Origin of the sequence: Pedobacter anseongensis (assembly GCF_037482965.1) — a bacterium.
GTDB classification, from domain to species: Bacteria; Bacteroidota; Bacteroidia; order Sphingobacteriales; family Sphingobacteriaceae; genus Pedobacter; species Pedobacter anseongensis.
Genome location: NZ_JBBHKB010000004.1, coordinates 472183 through 492615, shown reverse-complemented (window position 1 = coordinate 492615; position 20433 = coordinate 472183). Strand labels below are relative to the sequence as shown.

Annotated in this window: 10 protein-coding genes; 1 reads left to right on the top strand and 9 read right to left on the bottom strand. The window is 38.6% G+C overall.

The genetic code is table 11. The annotated features are described in order from the left end of the window. From WG904_RS16210 to WG904_RS16195, 4 genes are all read right to left on the bottom strand, one after another. Nucleotides 1-4821, bottom strand: coding sequence for a hypothetical protein (locus WG904_RS16210; RefSeq protein ID WP_339580381.1), 4821 nt, complete (start codon nt 4819-4821; stop codon nt 1-3). A 26-nt stretch (nt 4822-4847) separates the two neighbouring features. Continuing rightward, a complete protein-coding gene (locus WG904_RS16205; RefSeq protein ID WP_339580380.1) occupies nt 4848-9878 on the bottom strand; it encodes a LamG domain-containing protein in 5031 nt (1676 codons plus the stop codon). 119 nt (nt 9879-9997) lie between these two features. Further along, complete coding sequence (locus WG904_RS16200) at nt 9998-12973, bottom strand: sensor histidine kinase (RefSeq protein ID WP_339580379.1); 2976 nt, start codon at nt 12971-12973, stop codon at nt 9998-10000. 46 nt (nt 12974-13019) lie between these two features. Further along, nucleotides 13020-13802 (bottom strand): LytR/AlgR family response regulator transcription factor, encoded by a 783-nt coding sequence (locus WG904_RS16195; RefSeq protein ID WP_339580378.1) that lies wholly within the window; start codon nt 13800-13802, stop codon nt 13020-13022. Between the two features lie 204 nt (nt 13803-14006). On the opposite strand from WG904_RS16195, the gene WG904_RS16190 reads away from it, so the two are divergent. Continuing rightward, on the top strand, nt 14007-14768 hold the full coding sequence (locus WG904_RS16190; protein ID WP_339580377.1) for a DUF3108 domain-containing protein: 762 nt from the start codon (nt 14007-14009) through the stop codon (nt 14766-14768). Nucleotides 14769-14777: 9 nt separating this feature from the next. Here WG904_RS16190 and WG904_RS16185 read toward each other — a convergent pair whose 3' ends face one another. From WG904_RS16185 to WG904_RS16165, 5 genes are read right to left on the bottom strand one after another with little or no spacing between them, the layout of a single operon-like run. Continuing rightward, nucleotides 14778-15671 carry a glycoside hydrolase gene (locus tag WG904_RS16185; protein ID WP_339580376.1) on the bottom strand — a complete coding sequence of 298 codons (894 nt, stop codon included), beginning with the start codon at nt 15669-15671 and terminating at the stop codon, nt 14778-14780. Nucleotides 15672-15685: 14 nt separating this feature from the next. Continuing rightward, nucleotides 15686-16705 carry a S66 peptidase family protein gene (locus WG904_RS16180; protein ID WP_339580375.1) on the bottom strand — a complete coding sequence of 340 codons (1020 nt, stop codon included), beginning with the start codon at nt 16703-16705 and terminating at the stop codon, nt 15686-15688. After that, nucleotides 16702-18825: a xanthine dehydrogenase family protein molybdopterin-binding subunit gene (locus WG904_RS16175; protein ID WP_339580374.1), complete on the bottom strand. Its 2124-nt coding sequence runs from the start codon at nt 18823-18825 to the stop codon at nt 16702-16704. The genes WG904_RS16180 and WG904_RS16175 overlap by 4 nt, the downstream gene beginning before the upstream one ends. Continuing rightward, nucleotides 18825-19808, bottom strand: a complete 984-nt coding sequence (locus WG904_RS16170) for an FAD binding domain-containing protein (RefSeq protein WP_339580373.1) — start codon at nt 19806-19808, stop codon at nt 18825-18827. Before WG904_RS16170 ends, WG904_RS16175 begins: the two co-directional genes overlap by 1 nt. Beyond that, complete coding sequence (locus WG904_RS16165; protein WP_339580372.1) at nt 19805-20425, bottom strand: (2Fe-2S)-binding protein; 621 nt, start codon at nt 20423-20425, stop codon at nt 19805-19807. The genes WG904_RS16170 and WG904_RS16165 overlap by 4 nt, the downstream gene beginning before the upstream one ends. Nucleotides 20426-20433 lie beyond the last annotated feature (8 nt).

Below are 20433 nucleotides of genomic sequence, written 5' to 3'. Positions count from 1 at the left end.
TCAATTTTTTAATTTTTGTAATCCCGTAGGGAGCGCATTTACCTGTAATACCTGCATCGGGCCGGTTCTAAACACTACTGTTTTGGTTTCCTTTACCATACTTCCATCCCGAGTTTTAGCTTGGCCCCACATGGTCGACATTCCATCTCCTCTCCCCCCCAAAGAAGGATCAGGGAACCGACCATATTCCATTAAGGCTGCGGTAACTACAAATCGATAATCGCTATTTACAGTCAGCTTATTAACTGCATCAGGAACAGGATTTGGGTAATTTGGTGCTGGTGGTGGGGGTATGGGTGATACAATAAATTTAGCTTTTAACCCGCCATGAGCGGCCATTAGAGTATTTCCAGTATTGACATTTAGTACCTGAAGATTCGCTGCCTTATTTTGTCCAAAAGCTGGGGTTGTATTTATTGTTCCGCCGATATAATACTGATGCTCACCTAAGTTATTTACTTTGGTTTTAAGCGTTATGGGCACCCAATTGCCACTCGCATTTTTAATTTCGAGTGTTTTGGTCACTACCATTTTAAATGTTCGGTTTTTAGTGGTACCATCGCCCTGGTTTTCGGATACATCGAATATACGATCGGGTACCAATCCGTATCTCACATCAATAGGCGATGTAATTGGAAAATTATATTTGCTAGTTGGCGCAACCGATTGGATGAGCTTATTTTTAAAGTCTCCTGCTTCGTCTTCTTGGGCAGCATCTGCAGTTACTACTGCGGTACCGTTACAATCTTCACCTCGTTCAAATGTCTCATCATAGTGGGTTTTTAAAAGTCCATCAAATAAATCGATATCGGCCGACAAAGCACCTGCAATATATTCCGGATTAGGGAATTTGCCCGTTACCCAAGCACCAGCTTTTATTTTAAATAGATTTATTGATTTATTACCACATGCTTTCGTAAAACTTGTACCTGTTATGCTTGCATTTACACTTCCATATAAGCCGAGCCATCCTGAAGCTCGATAGCCATTGATACCAATACAACCATTTTGGTGCATTAAGGATAGATTTAATTCGGCACCCGCAAGCACGGTACCTCCGATAGACCATTGCCTACATAGCCCTCTCAATAAATCTTTAGTTATATTCTTTGAAAACTCAATTCCTATACCAGCAGCAATGCCTTTGCCTGTTGCAGTATTTGCATCAACCCCTCCAGTACCCAAATGAGTTAGGCTTGGGGAACTTCCCGTAGCTGCCAAATAATTATTAAAAAACTTAGTTGTAAATCCAGTTGGCGCGGGAATATCGTTACCAAACATAAGGTACGAGTATAAGTCTACTCCAAAAATTCGCACGGTATTCGTACTGGTTGGTGTACCCGCTTTGAAATACCATTTATTAGTGGTACCATTAATGTTTAGCACAAAACCAACGGGCGCTGGTGTAACAATCGCCGGCGGAACATTGACCCCTAAAGCAGCCGACATATAAAATATCTTATCTACAAAATTATACTCGACAGCTACGCCTCCCTTGATTTTTGCGTTTGGTTCTCTTTCTTCAAGTTTTGCTGCAAGCCAGAAATCGCCTGTAAACCCGATTTTGGTTAAGCCCCCAGTATTTGCATTAAACTGTGCCAATAATTTTACATCGGCATTAAAGGTTTCGAATTTCGGCAAAGTGGCTATGGTTGCCATGGCCGAGAAACCCAAACTACTTTTCTTTGGTTTAAAGGTATATTTAAATCCAACCTCTGGCGCTGTTTTTGTAACAAGTTGGGCTTCCATATTGTAAAAAGCACCTCCACCAAAGCCATAAAAACCAACTCCAGTTAAAAATGGGATGCCTGGATTAAATTTAACATCAGCTTCTGCTCTCCAATACCGATAATATTGATTGTTATTATTGTAAGTAGTATTACCGAATTGTACCAAAGCATTTGCCTGTATGGAGACGGCTGTAAACGTTACCCCTAACGTGGCCAAGAAACCATCTCCATATACCGGATCATTATCGTACATTTTAAGTTTACCATCAATTTTAACCGCTGGCATATCGGCATGTACTTCAATATCTTCAATAAAAACCCCTTTAAACTTGGGTAGGAATTTTATGGCACTTTTATTCATCTGGACGGCAAAGGCACCCCCAACAGTTGTGCTTCCACCAATATCATCTGTTAAATTGGCAACTATATCGATCATCAAAGCACCTCTTAATAATTCTTTCAGGTTTGGATCTGAAGGAGCCACAGTGGTTAGTTGTTTATAATAGACCTTTTTTACAGTTACTGGGAAATTAGCCAGTCGCTTTTGTGGGCTCGCAAAACTCCATGTACCAGGATTAAACGTCATGCCATTTGTATTTAGGGCAGAATTACTTGTGTAGCCGAGACTTAAGTTTTGAAAGTCCATTTGGAACTTGATTCCTTTAATCCCCTTTTTACGAATAGCTGCAGCACCAGTATTGGTTGCCGTATCGATAACACTCAAGTCGGTACCTCCCCAATCAAAACTTCCGTTTAAGTTAATGGTCATAGATTTTACAGTGTTGGATAAACTTGCTGTAATAGTTGAAGTTGGACTTAAGGTTATTTTACCCTTTAAAATATCTGCATCAATTGGTCCAGACGGTAATACTACAATTTGAAAATTATTAGCACCCCCTGCCTGTGCGAAAGTGGCGGTATATTTTAGGGTGTTGGTTAAAGTCTCGTTACTTATGGGCAGAACAAGTTTTCCTTTAGCGCGCCCCTCTGTTAACGAACCTTTTAAAATCGACAATTCTAAGGTATCCAAACTAGCGCTCATGTCTGAAACCCTCCCTTGAGGAAAGGTGATTACATTCTTCGCCTTTATCTTCATCGTTACCCCCTGATCGTCGATAATGGTATTGGTTGCCGTAATTTGTGTTGGACTGGCTCCTGTTTTCCAAGTATCAGGCAACGTAAGTCCAAGTGTCTTTATATAGAAACCTTTCCAAAGTAGCCTTCCAACTGTAGTGGTATCACTGGTATAATTTGTAGGGAAGTTCATTGCTGCAGGATTCCTTGTATCCGACAAATCAAGCGCAAGGGAGTTAACCGAAATTTTTATCCCATTAGTTCCAACAATTTCGCAGTTTGGCAAATTCCCTGTAAGTAGAATATCATGCATGCTTGTTCCATTTCCAGAAACGGTAGCTTTTACAGAATCTGGGGAGGTGGGCATTGGAAGCAACCAATCTCTTGAAAATTTAACATCAAGTGCAAGCCCTATATTTTTTACGCCTGTACTATCCCATTCAATAAAGCAACCATTTCCAGACACGCCCTTTTTAAAGACAAATTTCATTTTCGGGTCTGAAACGAGATTTGGAATACTAATATCTTCAACTAAATCTACCCTTCCATTAGAAAAATCAATTCTTTTTGGATGTATTTCAAAATATTTTCCTGTAAAACCTAATTTATAATCATTAACTCCTTTTGTAAACTCTTTCTGCACTAAGAAATTAATCTTTGAAACATTAGGCTTAAAAACGATCTCTGTGATCATTAATTTATCGTCGGCATTACTAAATTTAACCCCAAAAGGCATTTTAAGTGAATTGGGAGGTATAGGAGGAGCAGTAATATTGGCTTGATAATTTATATCGGGGAATCCGTAGTTGTTATTATTTGCCCAAGCCACCACATTATTTACTTGGTTATTAGTCCAGTTTACCACACCATCTACCGGAATATTCGATGCTATTGCCGTAAGATTAGCGGTTAGCCAAGATTGGATGTAATTTACGCCAGCGCTTTTTTCGGTAACAATGCCACCAGCAGTCAACCTTTTGTTTAAATCGATGCGAATTTTACTAAATTCGACAGCAATATTAGTAGACAACCAAGGTACAGTTACAGTTCCCTTGCCAGTAATAGACCCGTCTGTTTCGGCTGCAATTTGTGCCACTACAATTTTAAATTCACCTTCAAAGCCAGCGCTAATCGTATCTCCTACTGCTGCAACACCTGTACTAACCAAAGGAATATTGGTATTCCCCAAACCAAATGTAGTTGGTGTACTTGTGCCATTATTTGGGCCTATCGGAATATCATCCGTATTTAAGGCCTGTACATTCCATACAAATTCGCAGCGATAAGGAGCAGTACAGGGACCTGAAATTAAACTGGTAACTACTGTTTGAGTTGACGCATTTACATCCTTCGTTACCAATGGCTGATTGGCCATAATGGCTTGACCAGTACTTTGACCAACCATTAACTGCCATATTTTTAAGCGATATTTAACAGGGGTACCAGTACTTGGGGTCACTGGAGCCCATTTAAAAATAATAGGTGCCGACAAGGCTGCTTGAGTAAGTTGATGAGCATCTGCTGGTGCTAAATTCTGCGGAGCTTGATATTGCGTTGGTAGTATTGCAGGTATTGTAAATGCTTTTATTTTTTCATCACTTACGGATATCGTAGCACCATTTTTAGTACCAAAGAACTGGACAACAATTTCGTAGCTTCCTGGTACTAGTGTACATGTTTGTCCTAGCAAAGCAATAGCTTGATTTCCACTCCACACTTTTGTAGCTGTAAAAAAACCAGCAATTGGTGCGGTTCCTGTGTTAAAAGCCCCACAAACTCGAACTCCATTTTTTCTAATGAAAACCAAAATCTTACTTTCTTCGGCGGCAGAAGATACACGCCCGTTATCCATTTTCGGATTAGCGGTAATCGTTAGTAGCGATGTCCCACTATTCCAATTTGCTGTGTTTGCATCTGGATTTGCTGGTAAGGAGATAGCAATGCTAGTGATAGCGCTATTTTGAGCATTTGCGTTTAAGCAAATGAGCAAAAATAAAAATGGGAGCATTTTCTTCATAGATATGTTCTTTTTAACCAGTCTATTTATTGAATGAATAGATACTTATATCCGTAATCGACATCATACATGCAATTATCTATCAAATTATGATAAGTTCTTTTCCAGATATAAAATGTTTTCCAATAGATGCTTGGTCGTGGAATACCATGTCTGAATATTATTTTGATTAGTGGAAAGGAAATGGATCTACCTTTCACAGTTTCGCCCATTTGGTTGATAATTGATGGATCGATCAAAGAAGGATTAAATAGGCTAGCGTTAGCTACCACCAATTGTTCTTCATTATTAACGGCGCCACCTGGAAAAGTTTTCGCGTAATCGCAGGGAACATTATTAGGTTCATTATCAGCCATCGTCTCTGTAGCTTTAATCCAATGCTCCTTTGCCGACTGAATAAAGGAGAAATGATTGTTAAAATGTTGTTGTGGGTTTATGTTTACCGATTGAACAGGCTGTACCATTCCCGTTGGAGAAAGATTAACAATACTTCCAGATGCAAAAACTCCCTGAGAAATTCTTTGATCTAAATAGTAGGATATTCCTCTTTGTAAAGGAATTCCCATATCAAACACCTTACTTCCAGTTGCCGAAAAACTAGAGGGCCCCCATGATAGCGGATTATTGTTTCCATTTGAGCTATCCATTGTTAATACTCCATCATCGAAACCCGGATGAATGCTGTATTTCAATGCATATAAAATAGCGGATGGATGGCCTCCTGCAATCGTAAACACAGGAACACTAATGTCGTTGAGGTAAGATGCCCATCTACTTCTTGTTATTTCGGGTACTAAATCTACCAATATGCTGTTTGCTATAATGCCGTTATTGGCAACCAATGCCTGAACATTAGCAGCACCTGGAACTAAAGCTACAAGTACCTTATTGAATAAAGGCGCAGAAACTCCTTGCGCAACGAGTGCTAATTTTGCAAGATTACTACCAGAATAAGCACCTTGAATGCTCAATCTTCCCTTACATCTATCTGATATTAAGCCTAGATTTCCATATTTTGTTTGAAGGATTCCTTGGGTTTTTGTTTTGTTGGCTATAGATAAAGCTACGTCAGCTATTAAAGCGCCGGTAGAATGAGAGATCATTACATAGTCACGGCCAAAACAATTTTTACCTCTACGATCAGAACGATCAGATTGAACCCCAGTGCCATTTTCCATGGCATCTCTTATTTGTGTTAAAATAGCATGAATTGCTACTTCTGCACTTTCGGCACAATCGTAAGTAACCACTAAATATCTATTGGTATTACCTCTGCTGCGAAGAAAATGATCGATATGTGGCCCCATATTATGTAAAGCCTCCGTTTTATAGTAACCATTTACATATTCATTTTTATTAGCAGGCCATTTACCTATAGCGCCATTAACACCTAAGGCCCTGTCAATTAAATGGCTCATCTGCAATCCATGTATATAAATAATATCTCTACCTCCAAAAGGCATATTTGCCATGTTAGTGGGCTTAGGTAAATCGCATTTACCATCAGACAATGGAGAAATGGGCGGTAAAATTGTTGGGTCTGTTTTTTCAGGTTTAAAATCAGTGTTAAATAATTCATTTAACTCTTCACAGGTCATGTCGATCCCGGCAAGCTTCAAGCTGTCGTTACAATTATATGTATTCACCTCATCGGGTAGTGTACCACCAATATTGAAACAAGAATTAGACAGTTGTGCATAAAAATCGGCAGTTCCATTATATCCGGGATATAAATCCACTAGGCTGCCATTGAAATACTCATCATCTTCAGCTTCTGAATTGCAGGAGACTGCCGTTGTAGATGTATTTCCATATCCGGCTGGCATTATCGGACTTCCATTAGCTGCTATTTGTACTTCATCGCACCCATCTTCCGGTGTTTCACAAACGGTTATATTATCAATCCATAGTGTTGCATTGGTATTATCATTCGTAAATGCATTAAAAGCAATATTTAAAAAATCTTTATTAGCTACCCATACAGGAAACTCTATAACCGACCAATCGTTGCAGTCCTTTATTTTATTGCTTCTACCTATAATCGCTACATCAGCCGTAGGTAAGGGATGAACTCCGGTACTGGAACTTATACTTCCATTGAAAGCAATCGCTCTCAATCTCACATAATCGACTGAACTTTCAGTTGCTTTAAATCGAACCGCTACGCTAACTTTGTATTTTTTTCCCTGAACAATTTTATTATTGGGATCTAGCGATTGCATGATAGCTTTTCCATTGCTTATATTACCTGATAACTTTATGTATCCCTGTTCTATAAAACCTTCTGCTGCATCGTTATTAACTGTAGGATTACCATAAGCGTTTGCCCAATATTGAACACTCCCTGCAGGCATTACGCCAGGTTGGTTAGCTAATAAAAAACCGCCATTGCGAATAATTGTACACGCTACTTCTGTTTTAGGCTTACATTTCCCTGCGCTATCTGCAGCATATAAGGCTCGAACTTCTGATGGGCTAAGCACTCTTTTAAATAACTCTATTTCATCTAAAATGCCTTTAAAGTTGTACGAGTTGCTATACAAATCTTTTCCTATTCTTAATATAGAGGTGTTATCGATGTTTCCAGGTTGAAGTGTTGGATTACCAAATTGAGTAGGTACACCATCTAAATAAAATACAATACCTTTTTTGTCTTTTCTTGAAACTGTTATGGCGATATGATGCCATTTACCATCGGCTACAAATAATGGCGAAGTATAATTTGTAAAAGCACCATTTCGCAATTGAATGCCTAGCTTACCATCCATTAAATAAATCAGATATCCGGTCGGAGTTCCTTGTTGAGAACGTTTATCAACTAAATCTTGTAGATCGCTCGCAATATTAATTTGTATCCATGCATCAAAAGAAAAGTCGCCCGTACCAAAATTGAGTTCTGCATGATTGGGCACGTCCACATAATTGTTTGTACCATTAAACTTTAAGCCTCCAGCTACTTTTGCAGGCACTGAAAGTGGATTATTCATACTCGTCCCAGCATTATTTACCCCAGCAAGGTCTACCAACGGCTGTCCTGCTTTCTCATCAAAAGTCCACCAAGCAACCATGCCCATTGGAGGCGTTACACAACTTATGTCAGGTTTACAACCCTCTACTACTAGGTAATAAACACATGGCTCGCATTTTACATCGCCACAAACAGCACTTAACGTAATCGTATATACACCATTGGCTGTTGGTGTAAAACCATCGGTGATGATACTCGTGCCGATGCCAGATTTGATCAACACGTTCTCCTTTTTAATCGCCCATGAGGTTTTTGCTTCACATTTAACTGCTCCCGTTTTGCATTCGTAGGTACTGCTGAACTTGAAGGGCAAGTTGCATTTCCACGGCAGTTTGGCACCACTCTCGTATCTTTTGGTGCCTGCGGCTGTCTGCACACTCATCATTCCCCATTTGCCACAGGTGCAATCTGAAGAAGTAGAACAAACTGGTAATATGATATCCAATTCTGCTCCAGGCTTACACGTAATGGGTCCAGGATCCTTATCATCTCCCTGCAAACCGAGTTTAATTGCATTTTGCCCAATAACTACGCTAACCTCAACTGAATAATTAACTGTAGAACTTCCCCCGGTATTTTGAGATTGTAAGATTGGAGAAATATTAGTAGTAGGATAAATGGGTGAATACGAAGGGTGATAAGCAGTTAAACCACTCCCGTTTTGAGTATAACTTAAGGTATACGTATTACTGGTGTAGGTCGAAGAAAAATTTATTTTGTATCGCCTATTTCTACCTAAATCTGGCAAGCATTCTATAGATAATAGTTTTAAAGACAGGTTTACATCACAGCTAGCTGCAGTGAATTGGAATACATCAGTAGTGTTAGTCCCTCCTATCGGTTTACCCTCTCTATTCAGTTCCTGCACACCCCATGCATACTTGCTGCCTGCTTTAAACTTAGGCGCAGACAAAGGATATTTCAATTTTAGCGCATGAATGCTATCTTTCTCGAAAATGGGCTTATTCGTATGAAGATTAATCATACTGTCTTTTTCAAAGAATGGTTTATTGGCTCTAAGTGCCTGATCTGGAGATTGATCACCGATAATTTCTACTATTTTTATTTTGTAAGTAGGTGGCTCATTTACTGGATAAACGTTAATTTTCCAGCTAAAGTTGGGTTTTTCGCCTAAAGCTAACGTACTGCCATTCGCCGGTGAAACTAATTTTACTAGGGCATTAGCTACTAGGGTTTCACGCTTGAAAGAAAATAGTTCACTCGTTCCATTATTTCCCCCAATAGGTTTCCCGTCGCGCTCAAGCGCTTGCACATTCCACACAAATTCGCAAAGGTAAGGCAGTTTACACGGTCCAATGTCTGCTAAGCTCAGTATGGTTTGCGTTAAATTCTCAATATCTTTAGTCATCAAAGGCGGGTTTACTCGCATGGCTTGACTGCCATTTTGCCCCTGCATTAATTGCCAAACCCTTAACTTATAAGTTACTGGTTCTTGAGGACGAGGAATTACGGGTGTCCATCTAAATAGAATAGGCTTAGCGAAATCATTTTCCTTAAATGCAGCGCCCATGGCAGGTCTGAGGGCTTGTGGACTTTGAAAGGTTTGTTGTTCTGTGCCACGTATGGTAAAAGCTTTAACTTTCTCTTCGCTATAAGGCATTGTTCCAGTTGGACCGTAGCCAAAAAATTGCACACTCAATTCATATTCACCAGCTGGTAAAGTACAACCTTGACCAATTAAAGAAACTGCGTTTGTACCACTCCATACTTTTGTTAATGTATTAAAATTTGAAGCGGGAGCGGTATTACTCGTGTAGGTTCCACAAATTTTTGTATTATTTTTTTTTATAGTCACCAATATTTTGCTTTCTTGTACACGACCATCTACCCTTCCGTTTACAGCTTTTGATGTTGCAGTAATGTTAAATACATTTGTACCATTTCCCCAGTTAGTCATATTTGCATCTGGGTTTGCAGGCAACGAAATGTTAATACTCGTAACGGGATAAGTTTGCGCATTTGCTTGCACGGTAATTAATACCATTAGGATGGCAATGATTTTTTTCATGGTGAGGTATTTAGACACCATTAAATTAGTTACACTACTATAGATCAACAACCTATACTGTGCAACGTTCTATTAGTAATGTTTGTTAGCCCTTTATGAATGAGTTTACGGTAAACCTTTTAAGAATGTTTTGCATTAAGCCAAGCCTTATAAAGTTCGGACGGAATTTGAAATAAAATTCTATTGCCTGGATTTCTTTTGTTTTTAAAGACCTCTTCCATCCTAATCGAAATAGGATGCGTATCAAAACTACAAAGTGCCTTAATCCTTTTATGAATTAGCTCCATACCCCTACTTTTGTGAACATTATTTGCTTTTAATGCTTTACTATTAACTATACCTATACCATTATCGGTAATGGTTATAAGGAGATCATTTTCGTTTAAAGTAAATAGTATGCTTATTTTTCCAGGCTTCTGAGAGGGCATAATGCCATGTAAAATGGCATTTTCTAGAAGTGGTTGTAAGATCATGGTTGGGATCATCCAGTCTTCAACATCCAAATCTTTACTGATATCTATCTGATAATCAAATTTTTCATTAAAGCGCATCTGCTCTAACCTAAGATAAATTTGAATATTTTCGACTTCTTCTTCTAAGGGGATAAACGATTGATGGGCTGCTTCGAAATTCTTTCTTATTAATGATGCAAAATCACTTAAATACCGATTTGCACTTTGGCGATCTTGTACATTAATGTAATGTTGAATACTGTTTAACGCATTGAACATAAAGTGTGGATTCATCAATGACGTAAATGCCTGTTGTTCGAGCGCAGCTGTTTGTATGGTAGCTAGTCTCTTTGCTATTTTAGCTTCTTTTTTTCGCTTTTGGTACCGGCTAATTACATAAACCATAATCAATTGAAACACAATGACACCAATTAACAAAAACCATATATTTTGCCAAATCGGAATAGCAACATTAAACTGGAGCGTTAAAATTTTGTTGCTGATGTTACCATTTAAATCTATAGCTCTTATTTTTAAAAAATGTTTTCCGGTACGGAGCTGAACATTTAAAATGTTTTGGCCTAAAGTGGTCCACCTATTATTATCCAGTTGATATTGCAAACGATTAAAGTATCCGTTTAAGTCTACTCCTGCAAATTGCATTTGTATATTTTGCTTTCCGTATTCTAATTGGTAATGATTTAATATATTAACTTCCTTGCCATTTATAGTTATGTGTACCAAGAAGGTAGGAATAGCTATTTTGGGAACATTATAGTTTTCGGGTATAACCGAAATTCCATTGCTTGTGGCCGCATAAATATACCCATCTTGATAGAAAAGTTCTTGTACCTCATTACTGGTTAGCCCATTATTTACGCTTAAACTTTGCGTTGTAAGGTTTATCCTATCTCCTTTAGAGTGGTATCTGACCAAAGTAACGCCACCCGAAGTTGATACCCATATCTCTCCTGGTTTTCCTTTGGTAATATTGCGTATAATATGATTGCTGATCGTATTAAAGTTAAAATTTAATATAACCTTATCTCCCCGAAGCGCAACTATTTTGTTATCAGAGGTAACTACCCAAACCAATCCATCGTCTGTATAACTTAATGCAGTAATGCGCGCGCTCAGGTTAGGGTGTATTTGATGTAAGGTAATGTACTGGTTGGTATTAAAATTATATTGATACAAGCCATCAGTAGAACCGAAGTAAACGAAAGGTTCTTTTGCTTTTACCAATGCGGTGATGCGTATGGCGTTTGGTGGAGCCGGAATCATCTCGTGTACCGACTGGGTACGTGTATCTAACCGAACTAATCCCGAATGAGTACCAATAATTATGGAGGTGTCGTTATAAACTATCGCTGTTTTAGCAAATGAAATATTTTGATTTCGAGGAATGAGTATACGCTGTTTGTAATTACGGTAAATCCCTTGTTCGGAAAAGCTGTAAATGTCTTTTCCTGAAAATAATATCTTCCTTATTTTTGCTGTAGCAATTTTATTAGTGTGATGTAAGCTAAATTTTCCATTTTTATTGATTTCGACAATTTCTCCATAATAATTACCAGCGAAAACAGTACCATCGCTTCGTTTGGCAATGCTCAAAAAATTGGTATGTGAAAAATCTGGAGGCATGGTTAAGTTTTGTAGCAAATTCTTACGGTATACGAATAGCCCTTTATCAATAGTGCATACATAACGATTGCCCTTACTATCTTCACCGTAGCTATTCGGAAGAAAATTACCTTCAAATATCCCTATTAGGCGCAGTGTTTTTTTGTTGTAAACATATATTTTGCCCGAATATGCCGTAAAATGAACACTGTTTTCGGTAAAAAAACAATCTACATAACGCTCGGGGACAGTAATTGTGTCTCTCTTGTAACGTATTGGGTTTACCTTAATTTGAGAAAGGACTACACACGTGTTATCATTGCGGTTCCAGATGTATACATTTCCCTCATGTACATGACCCCTGAGCGATTTACTAGGTTTTGATAGTCCTATTTCTAAACTATCTGTTCGTGAGTTGTTCTTAAAATAGATTAGACTAACTTTCTGCATAGATTTTGAAACCACAAACTCAGAATTCCAAACTATAGTAGACCCATCCTTGAAAATTTTTATTGGGGTACCCCACCATTTCCCTATTCTATTTCCATACGATTTGATTTTTGTATCTTTAAAAAGAAAAAACCGATCACGATTAGTAAACATCATTTCACCATTTAATTGAGGAGAAAGAACGGATTGAGCTGTGTTCTCAAACCAACGTTGCATTTTTTCGCTTAATGGCGTAACAAAGCGGTTTTTTGTCTCATCGAAATATGCGGGTGCTTGTTTATATGTGGAAATCCAAATTCGTCCGTTCTTTTCTTTTTCCAGGTAAAGTACTTCATTATCTGGCAACCCTTGTTCGGTAGTGTACCGTTGAAAATTTTTGCCGTCAAATCGTGCTACTCCGGCGTCAGTAATTACCCACAAAAACCCTTTATTATCTTCCAATACTCTATATACGTTATTACTTGGAAGTCCATCGTTTACCGTGAAATTGATATATTTATCAGCAAAGCTTAACTTGTTTTTAGTTTTATTAACCTCATCATTCTGAGCAAAACCTATTGAAATCTGCATTGCGCAGATCACTATTAATCCTGATAAACGAAAGAAGCTGGACATCTTACTTGTTTTTCCCAAACATAACCGTTGCAGTTTTCATCTTCTCTAAAAAAATGTCAAGTTGCCTCCTGCTGATACTCCATTGATTGCCGTCAATCATTTTTACCACACCCCCATCAATGGTGCTGTATTCCTTTATGTAAGTTAGATTTACGATGTAGGATTTATGGATTCTTGCAAAATGATGTTCATCTAATAGATCTTCAAATTCTCTTAACGTTTTACTGATGACCAACTTTTGCATATCCTTTAAGTGAATGATTGTATAATTACTATCTGCTTGTAAGGAAATGATTTCGTCTAGATCAATAAATCGAATACTGCCTAATTGTGGTACGGCAATTTTTTTAACCGGATTTTTTTTATACACAGAATCCAATAAGTGTTCCATTAACAATTGATGTTGTTCAGTGGCTAGAGGATTATTTAAAGATAATTTAATTTTATGAACAGATTTTTGTAATTCATCAATATGTACAGGTTTTAAAATATAATCAACTGCACTAGCTTTAATGGCTTGCAAAGCATATTCATTATGGGCAGTTACAAAAACTACTTTAATATTTTTGTCTTCTATACTTGTTAAAAATTGAAATCCATCTTCGCCTGGCATCGTAATGTCTAAAAAAATGACATCGGCCTTGTTTAATTTTAACCACGCTCTGGCTTGTTCAGCGCTAATTGCTTTATAAACCACTTCAATGCCCTCACAATCGTTATGGAGCAAAAATTCCATGCTTGTTAGATTTTTAAGTTCATCATCAACTAATAGGGCTTTTAGCATGGTCTAGAATAATAAAATTAAATGTACAAATTGTACAAAGCTTTACCTAGAATTATGAGTAAGTATTACGATTTGTTTATTGTGTGAGATTTTTGATGAGTAAACGGCAATTTATTTTCAACCGTACACCAATTTTAGTGGTTTTCATGTAACTATTTAGTTTAAATACTATCTAATTTAAATAACCTTTAACCAAATTAACACATGAAATCATTTTACCTATTTGTATTGCTATTTGCGGCAAACTATGGCTATGCACAAAAAAAAGACACCGTAATAATTTCACCGGCAACTATTTTAACTCAGAACCTTCCTATGGGTAACCATAAATATTTAGTTTACTTTAAAAAAGATAAGGATAGTAGTAGTATTAATTTTCAGATGTGGAATTTGAGTGTTAAAAAAGAGCATTACAAGGGCAAACCGGCTATTATAATCGACCAGTTTTGGGAAGACAATACCGAAATCATTCATCGTGTTCATTCGGTTAGCGATGTAAAGGATTTTAAGCCAATTTATCAAACCAGTTGGTGGAAAGCTCGTGGTACCACCGTTACAGATTTTGAAGTTAAAACAGCCACATTTCCTGATCAACTTTTCCGTAAAAATCCAGACTCGTCGCGAAAAGTAGCGTTAAATGCCTTCTTAACTGCCACAAATGAATATGCGTTGAACTGGCATTTAGATTTAGAAACCTTTTCGATGTTGCCTTTTAAAGAAGGGGTAACTTTTGGTATAAACTATTACGACGCTGGCTTTTCAGCACCAAAAGTTCAATATTACACCGTTATCGGCTCGGCTACTTTCGAAGGTGTAGAAAAAAATAAAACCGAATGTTGGTTGTTAAATCACGAAAGTCCCGGAAATAAGGAAACATTTTGGATTAGTAAAAAAACCAAAGAAGTATTGAAATTGGAGCAACAAGCGGGGAAATTATATCGGTTTAAAATTAAAATACCTGTTTAATTTGATTTATCATTTAATATTCTTTCCATAGTACACATCTGCGGGAATATGATGCCCCGGATATACTTTTTCAAAAAGCGCATAAAGCGTAGGATCATAGACTTTTAAATCGTCTGGAGATTGAACACGAGTTTTACCATCGAAAAACTCAAAATTAGACCAGAACCACCATTGACTCCCTTCGGCCCAATATTCGGCTACGGTATTAATTGCATATTGATTTTTATAAAGCCCCTTTGCCTTGGCATTTTCATAAGCTGCGTAAATCTCTTTAACAAATTCTTTATCTATCCGCTGCAAAACCGCCATTACATTGTGGCTAAATTCGTGCACCATAATGTTTTCGCCATAATACCGTGTTCCACGAATGCCAAGCAGGTTTTCTTCGGCACACGAAGTCTGTATCCCTCCCATTCCGCGAGCACGTTGATTCCAGTAGCCACGGTCGGTCATACTCCCTATACCCCCAGGTTTGTCATAATTCTCTCTTTCATAAGGCGTAAGTCGACCATCGGTAATGGCGGGCTTTTTCCAGTCGCGGCACTCCGGAAGATCAGTTTGCATTTCATTTTTTCCGATAATCGATAATCGTGCGCCAAGCTTAATCATACTTTCGCGAATATCAGGTCTTTTCAAAAGCATGTAATTAATAATATCACGAGCAATCAACAAAGCATCGTCTGCGACCTTATCTGATGAAATTACAGGAATGCCATAGGCATCTGCATATTTTTTATAAAATGGATCGAGATTAAAGCTTTTTGGAGGAGCGGTTAGCATTGCTTCACTAAAGCTTGGTATTAAGGGAGCTTGGGCAGTTGCCTTCGTTTGGGCTATAGCTAAACCTGTATAGATTAAAAGACTAACTGTTATTCCAATTTTAGTAAAAATTCTTAGTCTCATACTTGCTAACTTAATTATATCTCTTCTAATTTTACTCCTTCTAAACTCACCTTTAGCATATGCTTAACCCCACATTTTAGCGCATAATTTGCTTTTTGATGCCCCACCGGGAAGTCGAAACAAACTGGATAATTGTATTCTGCTACTTTCTCTGATACAATATCAATTACCGTTTTTCCAAATGCATCAGCACTATCATCGGTCTTAAGTTTAAAACCGCCCACAATTAATCCTTTTAGTTTTTTTAATTTGCCACTTCGTTTTAGATTGTAGAACATTCTGTCGATGCTATAAAGTGCCTCCCCCGTATCTTCTACAAATAATATTTTGCCCGAAGTTTCGATTTCAGAATCACTACCCGCTAAATTTTCGATACAGCGTAAATTACCACCTATTAATTCGCCTTTAGCCATTCCCAGCCTATTACCGGCATTCGCAACTGCTTGATACGACATTCGTTCGCCCTTAAGTGCTTGTTGGATAGAATTAATGGTTTCTATTTGTATGGGTTCGGCCATTTCCCAAATGGCTGGAAAGCTGTTGCACATTTTCGAATGGATGGTGGCGATATGGTAATTGCTGTTTATGTGGCAATGTAAAATGGTAATGTCGCTAAAACCAATAATCCATTTTGGCGACGATTTATAGGTATGAAAATCTAGTTGGTCAACAATTCTAACTGCTCCATATCCTCCTCTGGCGCACATAATAGCTTTAATAGTTGGATCATCAAGCATTTGCTGCATGTCTTGCAATCGCTCTTGGTCGGTGCCACCAAATGTAAAATCGCGTGCGCCAACGGTTTTACCAATTACCACATTAAAGCCCCAACTTTTCATCTGTATTACCGATGGTTCAATTTCTTCGGCGGTAATATAGCCTGCTGGGCACGTTATGCCAATGGTATCACCTGCTACTAAATAAGGAGGTTGTTTAGCTTTAGCACTTTCAGCGAAAGTTGATGAGGCATGGGCTTTGAAAGGATTTAATAGCGCAGCAGCTGGAATTAACGTGAGGAAACTTTTTCGGTTCATGCTTCCAAAATTTTATCTGGGGTAATTGGCAAGGTTCTAATTCTCTTCCCAGTTGCATTAAATACTGCATTGGCCACAGCAGCCGAAAATCCGATCAATGCAATCTCGCCCATTCCTTTTGCACCCATTGGATTAACTAAAGGATCGGGTTTATCGATAAAAATGACATCGATTTCTGGAACATCGGCATGTACAGGCACATGGTAATCGGCGAAATTATTGTTTACGTACCTGCCATAACGATGATCTAATAAAGCTTCTTCAGTGAGTGCCATACCAATGCCACCAACTGCGCCGCCTATCATTTGGCTTCGTGCTGTCTTCGGACTTACAATTTTACCCGAATCGCCAACCGAAACAATTTTACTTACTTTAACAACGCCTGTTAATTGATGTACTTTAACTTGCACAAAGTGAATAGAGAACGAATACATGGAGTAGTTTTTAGCCTCTGGATTATTTTGCGACGATTGAATGGTTTTTTCGATCATCGGCAAATTGTTTTTCTTTAATACATCTACAAAACTAGCTGTAGTATCCATGTTGGCGTTAGCAGCTAACTCAGCAATGGTAGCTTTTAGGGCGATGCAAACATCGTTAACCGCCGAGCCAACGGTAGAAAGGGTGGCCGACCCACCTTGACTGGGTGCTGGTGGCAGTGAAGAATCGCCTAGTTCAAATGTAATTTTACCAACGGGTATGTTCATTAGACGACTTGCAATTAAAGTCATCCCGGTACCTGTACCTGGCCCAATGTCACTTGCTGCACTTTGTAAGACCAACGTTCCATCGGCTTTTAAAATCCCTTTTACACTTGCCCTACCTCGTCCTGCATTAAAAACGCCGATACTTACACCATAACCAATTTGCCATGAGCCATCAACAATGCTTCCAGGTTTATTTTTTCGCTCACTCCAGCCAATTTTAGCTGCACCTAATTTATAAGCTTCCTTAATGTATTTACTCGAAAATGGTCTATTCTGAGCTTGGTCTTTTTCGGGGTCATTCTTAATTCTGAATGCTAGCGGATCCATATTTAGGGCATGCGCCATCTCGTCGATTGCGCTTTCTAGGGCAAAAGCACCGGTAGCTTCGCCAGGGCCTCGCATCCAAATGGGCACGCCCATATCTAATGGGATTACATAATAATTGGTGTTTACATTATCGCATTGATACATAAATTTAGACATATTTACCACACCTTCTGTAAAATTCTCGTAGGTGGCCGATTGTCCAAATGCAGTGTGCGTAATGCCGGTTAGTTTTCCATCCTTTGAAGCGCCCATGCCTATTTTCTGATAAGCGGCAGGTCTATTCCCAACCATCGTAAACATTTGCTCGCGGGTAATAACTAGTTTAACTGGCTTTGCTAAATGCTTAGAAGCCATAATAGCTGCAATTTCTAACGGCCATGTTTTTAATGCCATACCAAAACCACCCCCTACAAATTTGGAATTTACCTGTATTTTCTCAGCTGGAATTTTAAAAACGTTAGCAATTGTATTCTGAGTAGATTTTACGCCTTGTGTTTTTGCGTAAACCGTAACTTGATCATTCACTCTCCAATCGGCTATAATCCCATGCAATTCCATCGGATTATGCGTTTCTACGGGCAAATGATATTTTTGTTCTACTTGCACCTCGGCAGTTTTATACGCATCTTCTATTCCTCTTTTATAGGGAGCAGCACCCTGTAGTTTCTTTACGGAAGTATCATTAATGCTTTTCTCGAAATCAGTATTAAAATTTTCTTTAGCGTAAGACACTTTAACTAATGATGCAGCGTAGGTAGCACGCTCAAAGGTATCGGCTACAACCAAGGCTACGGGTTGTCCGTTAAAAAAGATCTGATCGGTATAAAAAATTTTCATCGGCGAACCGCCTGGTGCTTCGTAACCAGGTACCGAAGGCCTATTTAAATGCGAAACTACACCTAACACGCCTGGAGCGTTACTTGCAGCCTTGGTATCCATACCTGTAATTTTTCCTTTGGTGATGGTACTCGTTACCAAAACCCCATAAGTTAAGCCAGGAATCTGAAATTCTGCAAAGTATTTTGCCTTTCCCGTTACCTTTTCTATGCCGTCTACACGGTCGTTCTCGTCTATAAAAAATTCCATTAGGCTTTAGCTTTAGCAACGGTTAACGCTTCAATAATTGAGTTGGGAGCCATCTTAAGCTTAAAATCGTTCTCTCCATATCCTTTTGCTCCATGCATGGCTATTTTAGCTGCTTCTTCAAAAGTACTTAGCGATGCTAACTTTCCTTTTAAGAAATTCTCAGCTTCGATTAATCGCCATGGTTTATGCGCCACACCACCCATTGCTAATCGCGCATTGCTAATGATATTATTTTTAATATCAAGCGCTGCAGCAACAGAAACTAGGGCAAAAGCATAGGATGAACGATCTCTAACTTTTAAGTAATGAAAATTCCTGTTCAAATTATTTACTGGGATTTCGAGGCGAACAATTAATTCTCCTTTTAATAAATTATTATCTTTTTCTGGTGTCGTGCCCGCTAAGCGATGAAAGTCGATAAAGTTGATTTTACGCTCGCCCGTTGCACTGGCAATAACCACTTTTGCATCTAAAGCTACTAAGGCAACGCACATATCGCTTGGGTGCACAGCGATGCATGATTCTGATGTACCAAATATGGCATGCATTCTATTGTACCCACCTATTGCACCACAACCACTGCCAGGCAAACGCTTATTGCATGGCATGGTTGTATCGTAAAAATACCCACAGCGTGTACGCTGCATCATATTACCGCCTACAGTTGCCATATTTCTTAACTGAGCTGAGGCACCTGCTTGAAGCGCAAGCATCAATAAAGGAAATTTATCTCTAACGATAGCGTTATCTGCCAACGCCGAATTAGAAGTTAATGCGCCAATATGAAGCACATTATTAATTAGTTCGATTTTCTTTAAGGGCAATAAATTAATATCTATTAGTTTCTCTGGAGCGGTAACCCCTCTTTTCATTAAATCGACAAGGTTAGTACCGCCTGCAATAAATGAAGCTTTTGGCGCTTTACCTATTAGGTCTAACGCTGTTTTAACTACCGAAGCTCTTACAAATTGAAAATTTATCATAATGCAGCTCCCTTCTCTTTAACTTCTTGTATGGCATCAACAATATTAGGGTATGCACCGCAACGACAAATATTGCCACTCATATATTCTCTAATTTCTTCTTTCGAATTGGCATGTCCTTCTTTTATACACGCTATTCCGCTCATAATTTGTCCCGGTGTACAATACCCACACTGAAATCCATCGTGTTTAATAAAAGCCGCTTGCATAGGATGTAATTCTTCGCCTTTAGCTAAGCCCTCAATAGTGGTGATGCTTTTGCCTTCGTTCATTACTGCCAGACTGAGGCAAGAATTTACTCGCTGTCCGTTCACATGTACGGTGCAAGCGCCACATTGTCCGTGATCGCATCCTTTCTTCGTGCCAGTTAATTGCAATTGCTCTCTAAGCAAGTCTAAAAGTGTAACTCTAGGTTCTACTTTTAGCGCATAGGGTTTATTGTTTACTTTTAAGTTTAGCGGTATTTTTTCAAAGCGTTCGGCAAAACGTTCATCCAGTTTGTTATCTGCTGCTTTTAAAACCGTTAAAGGCGTTAGGGAGAGCGCAGTAAAAAGGGACGATTTTTTAAGGAAATCGCGGCGACTATCGCCGGATGTGGGTTTGTCGAATTCAGACATAGCGAAAC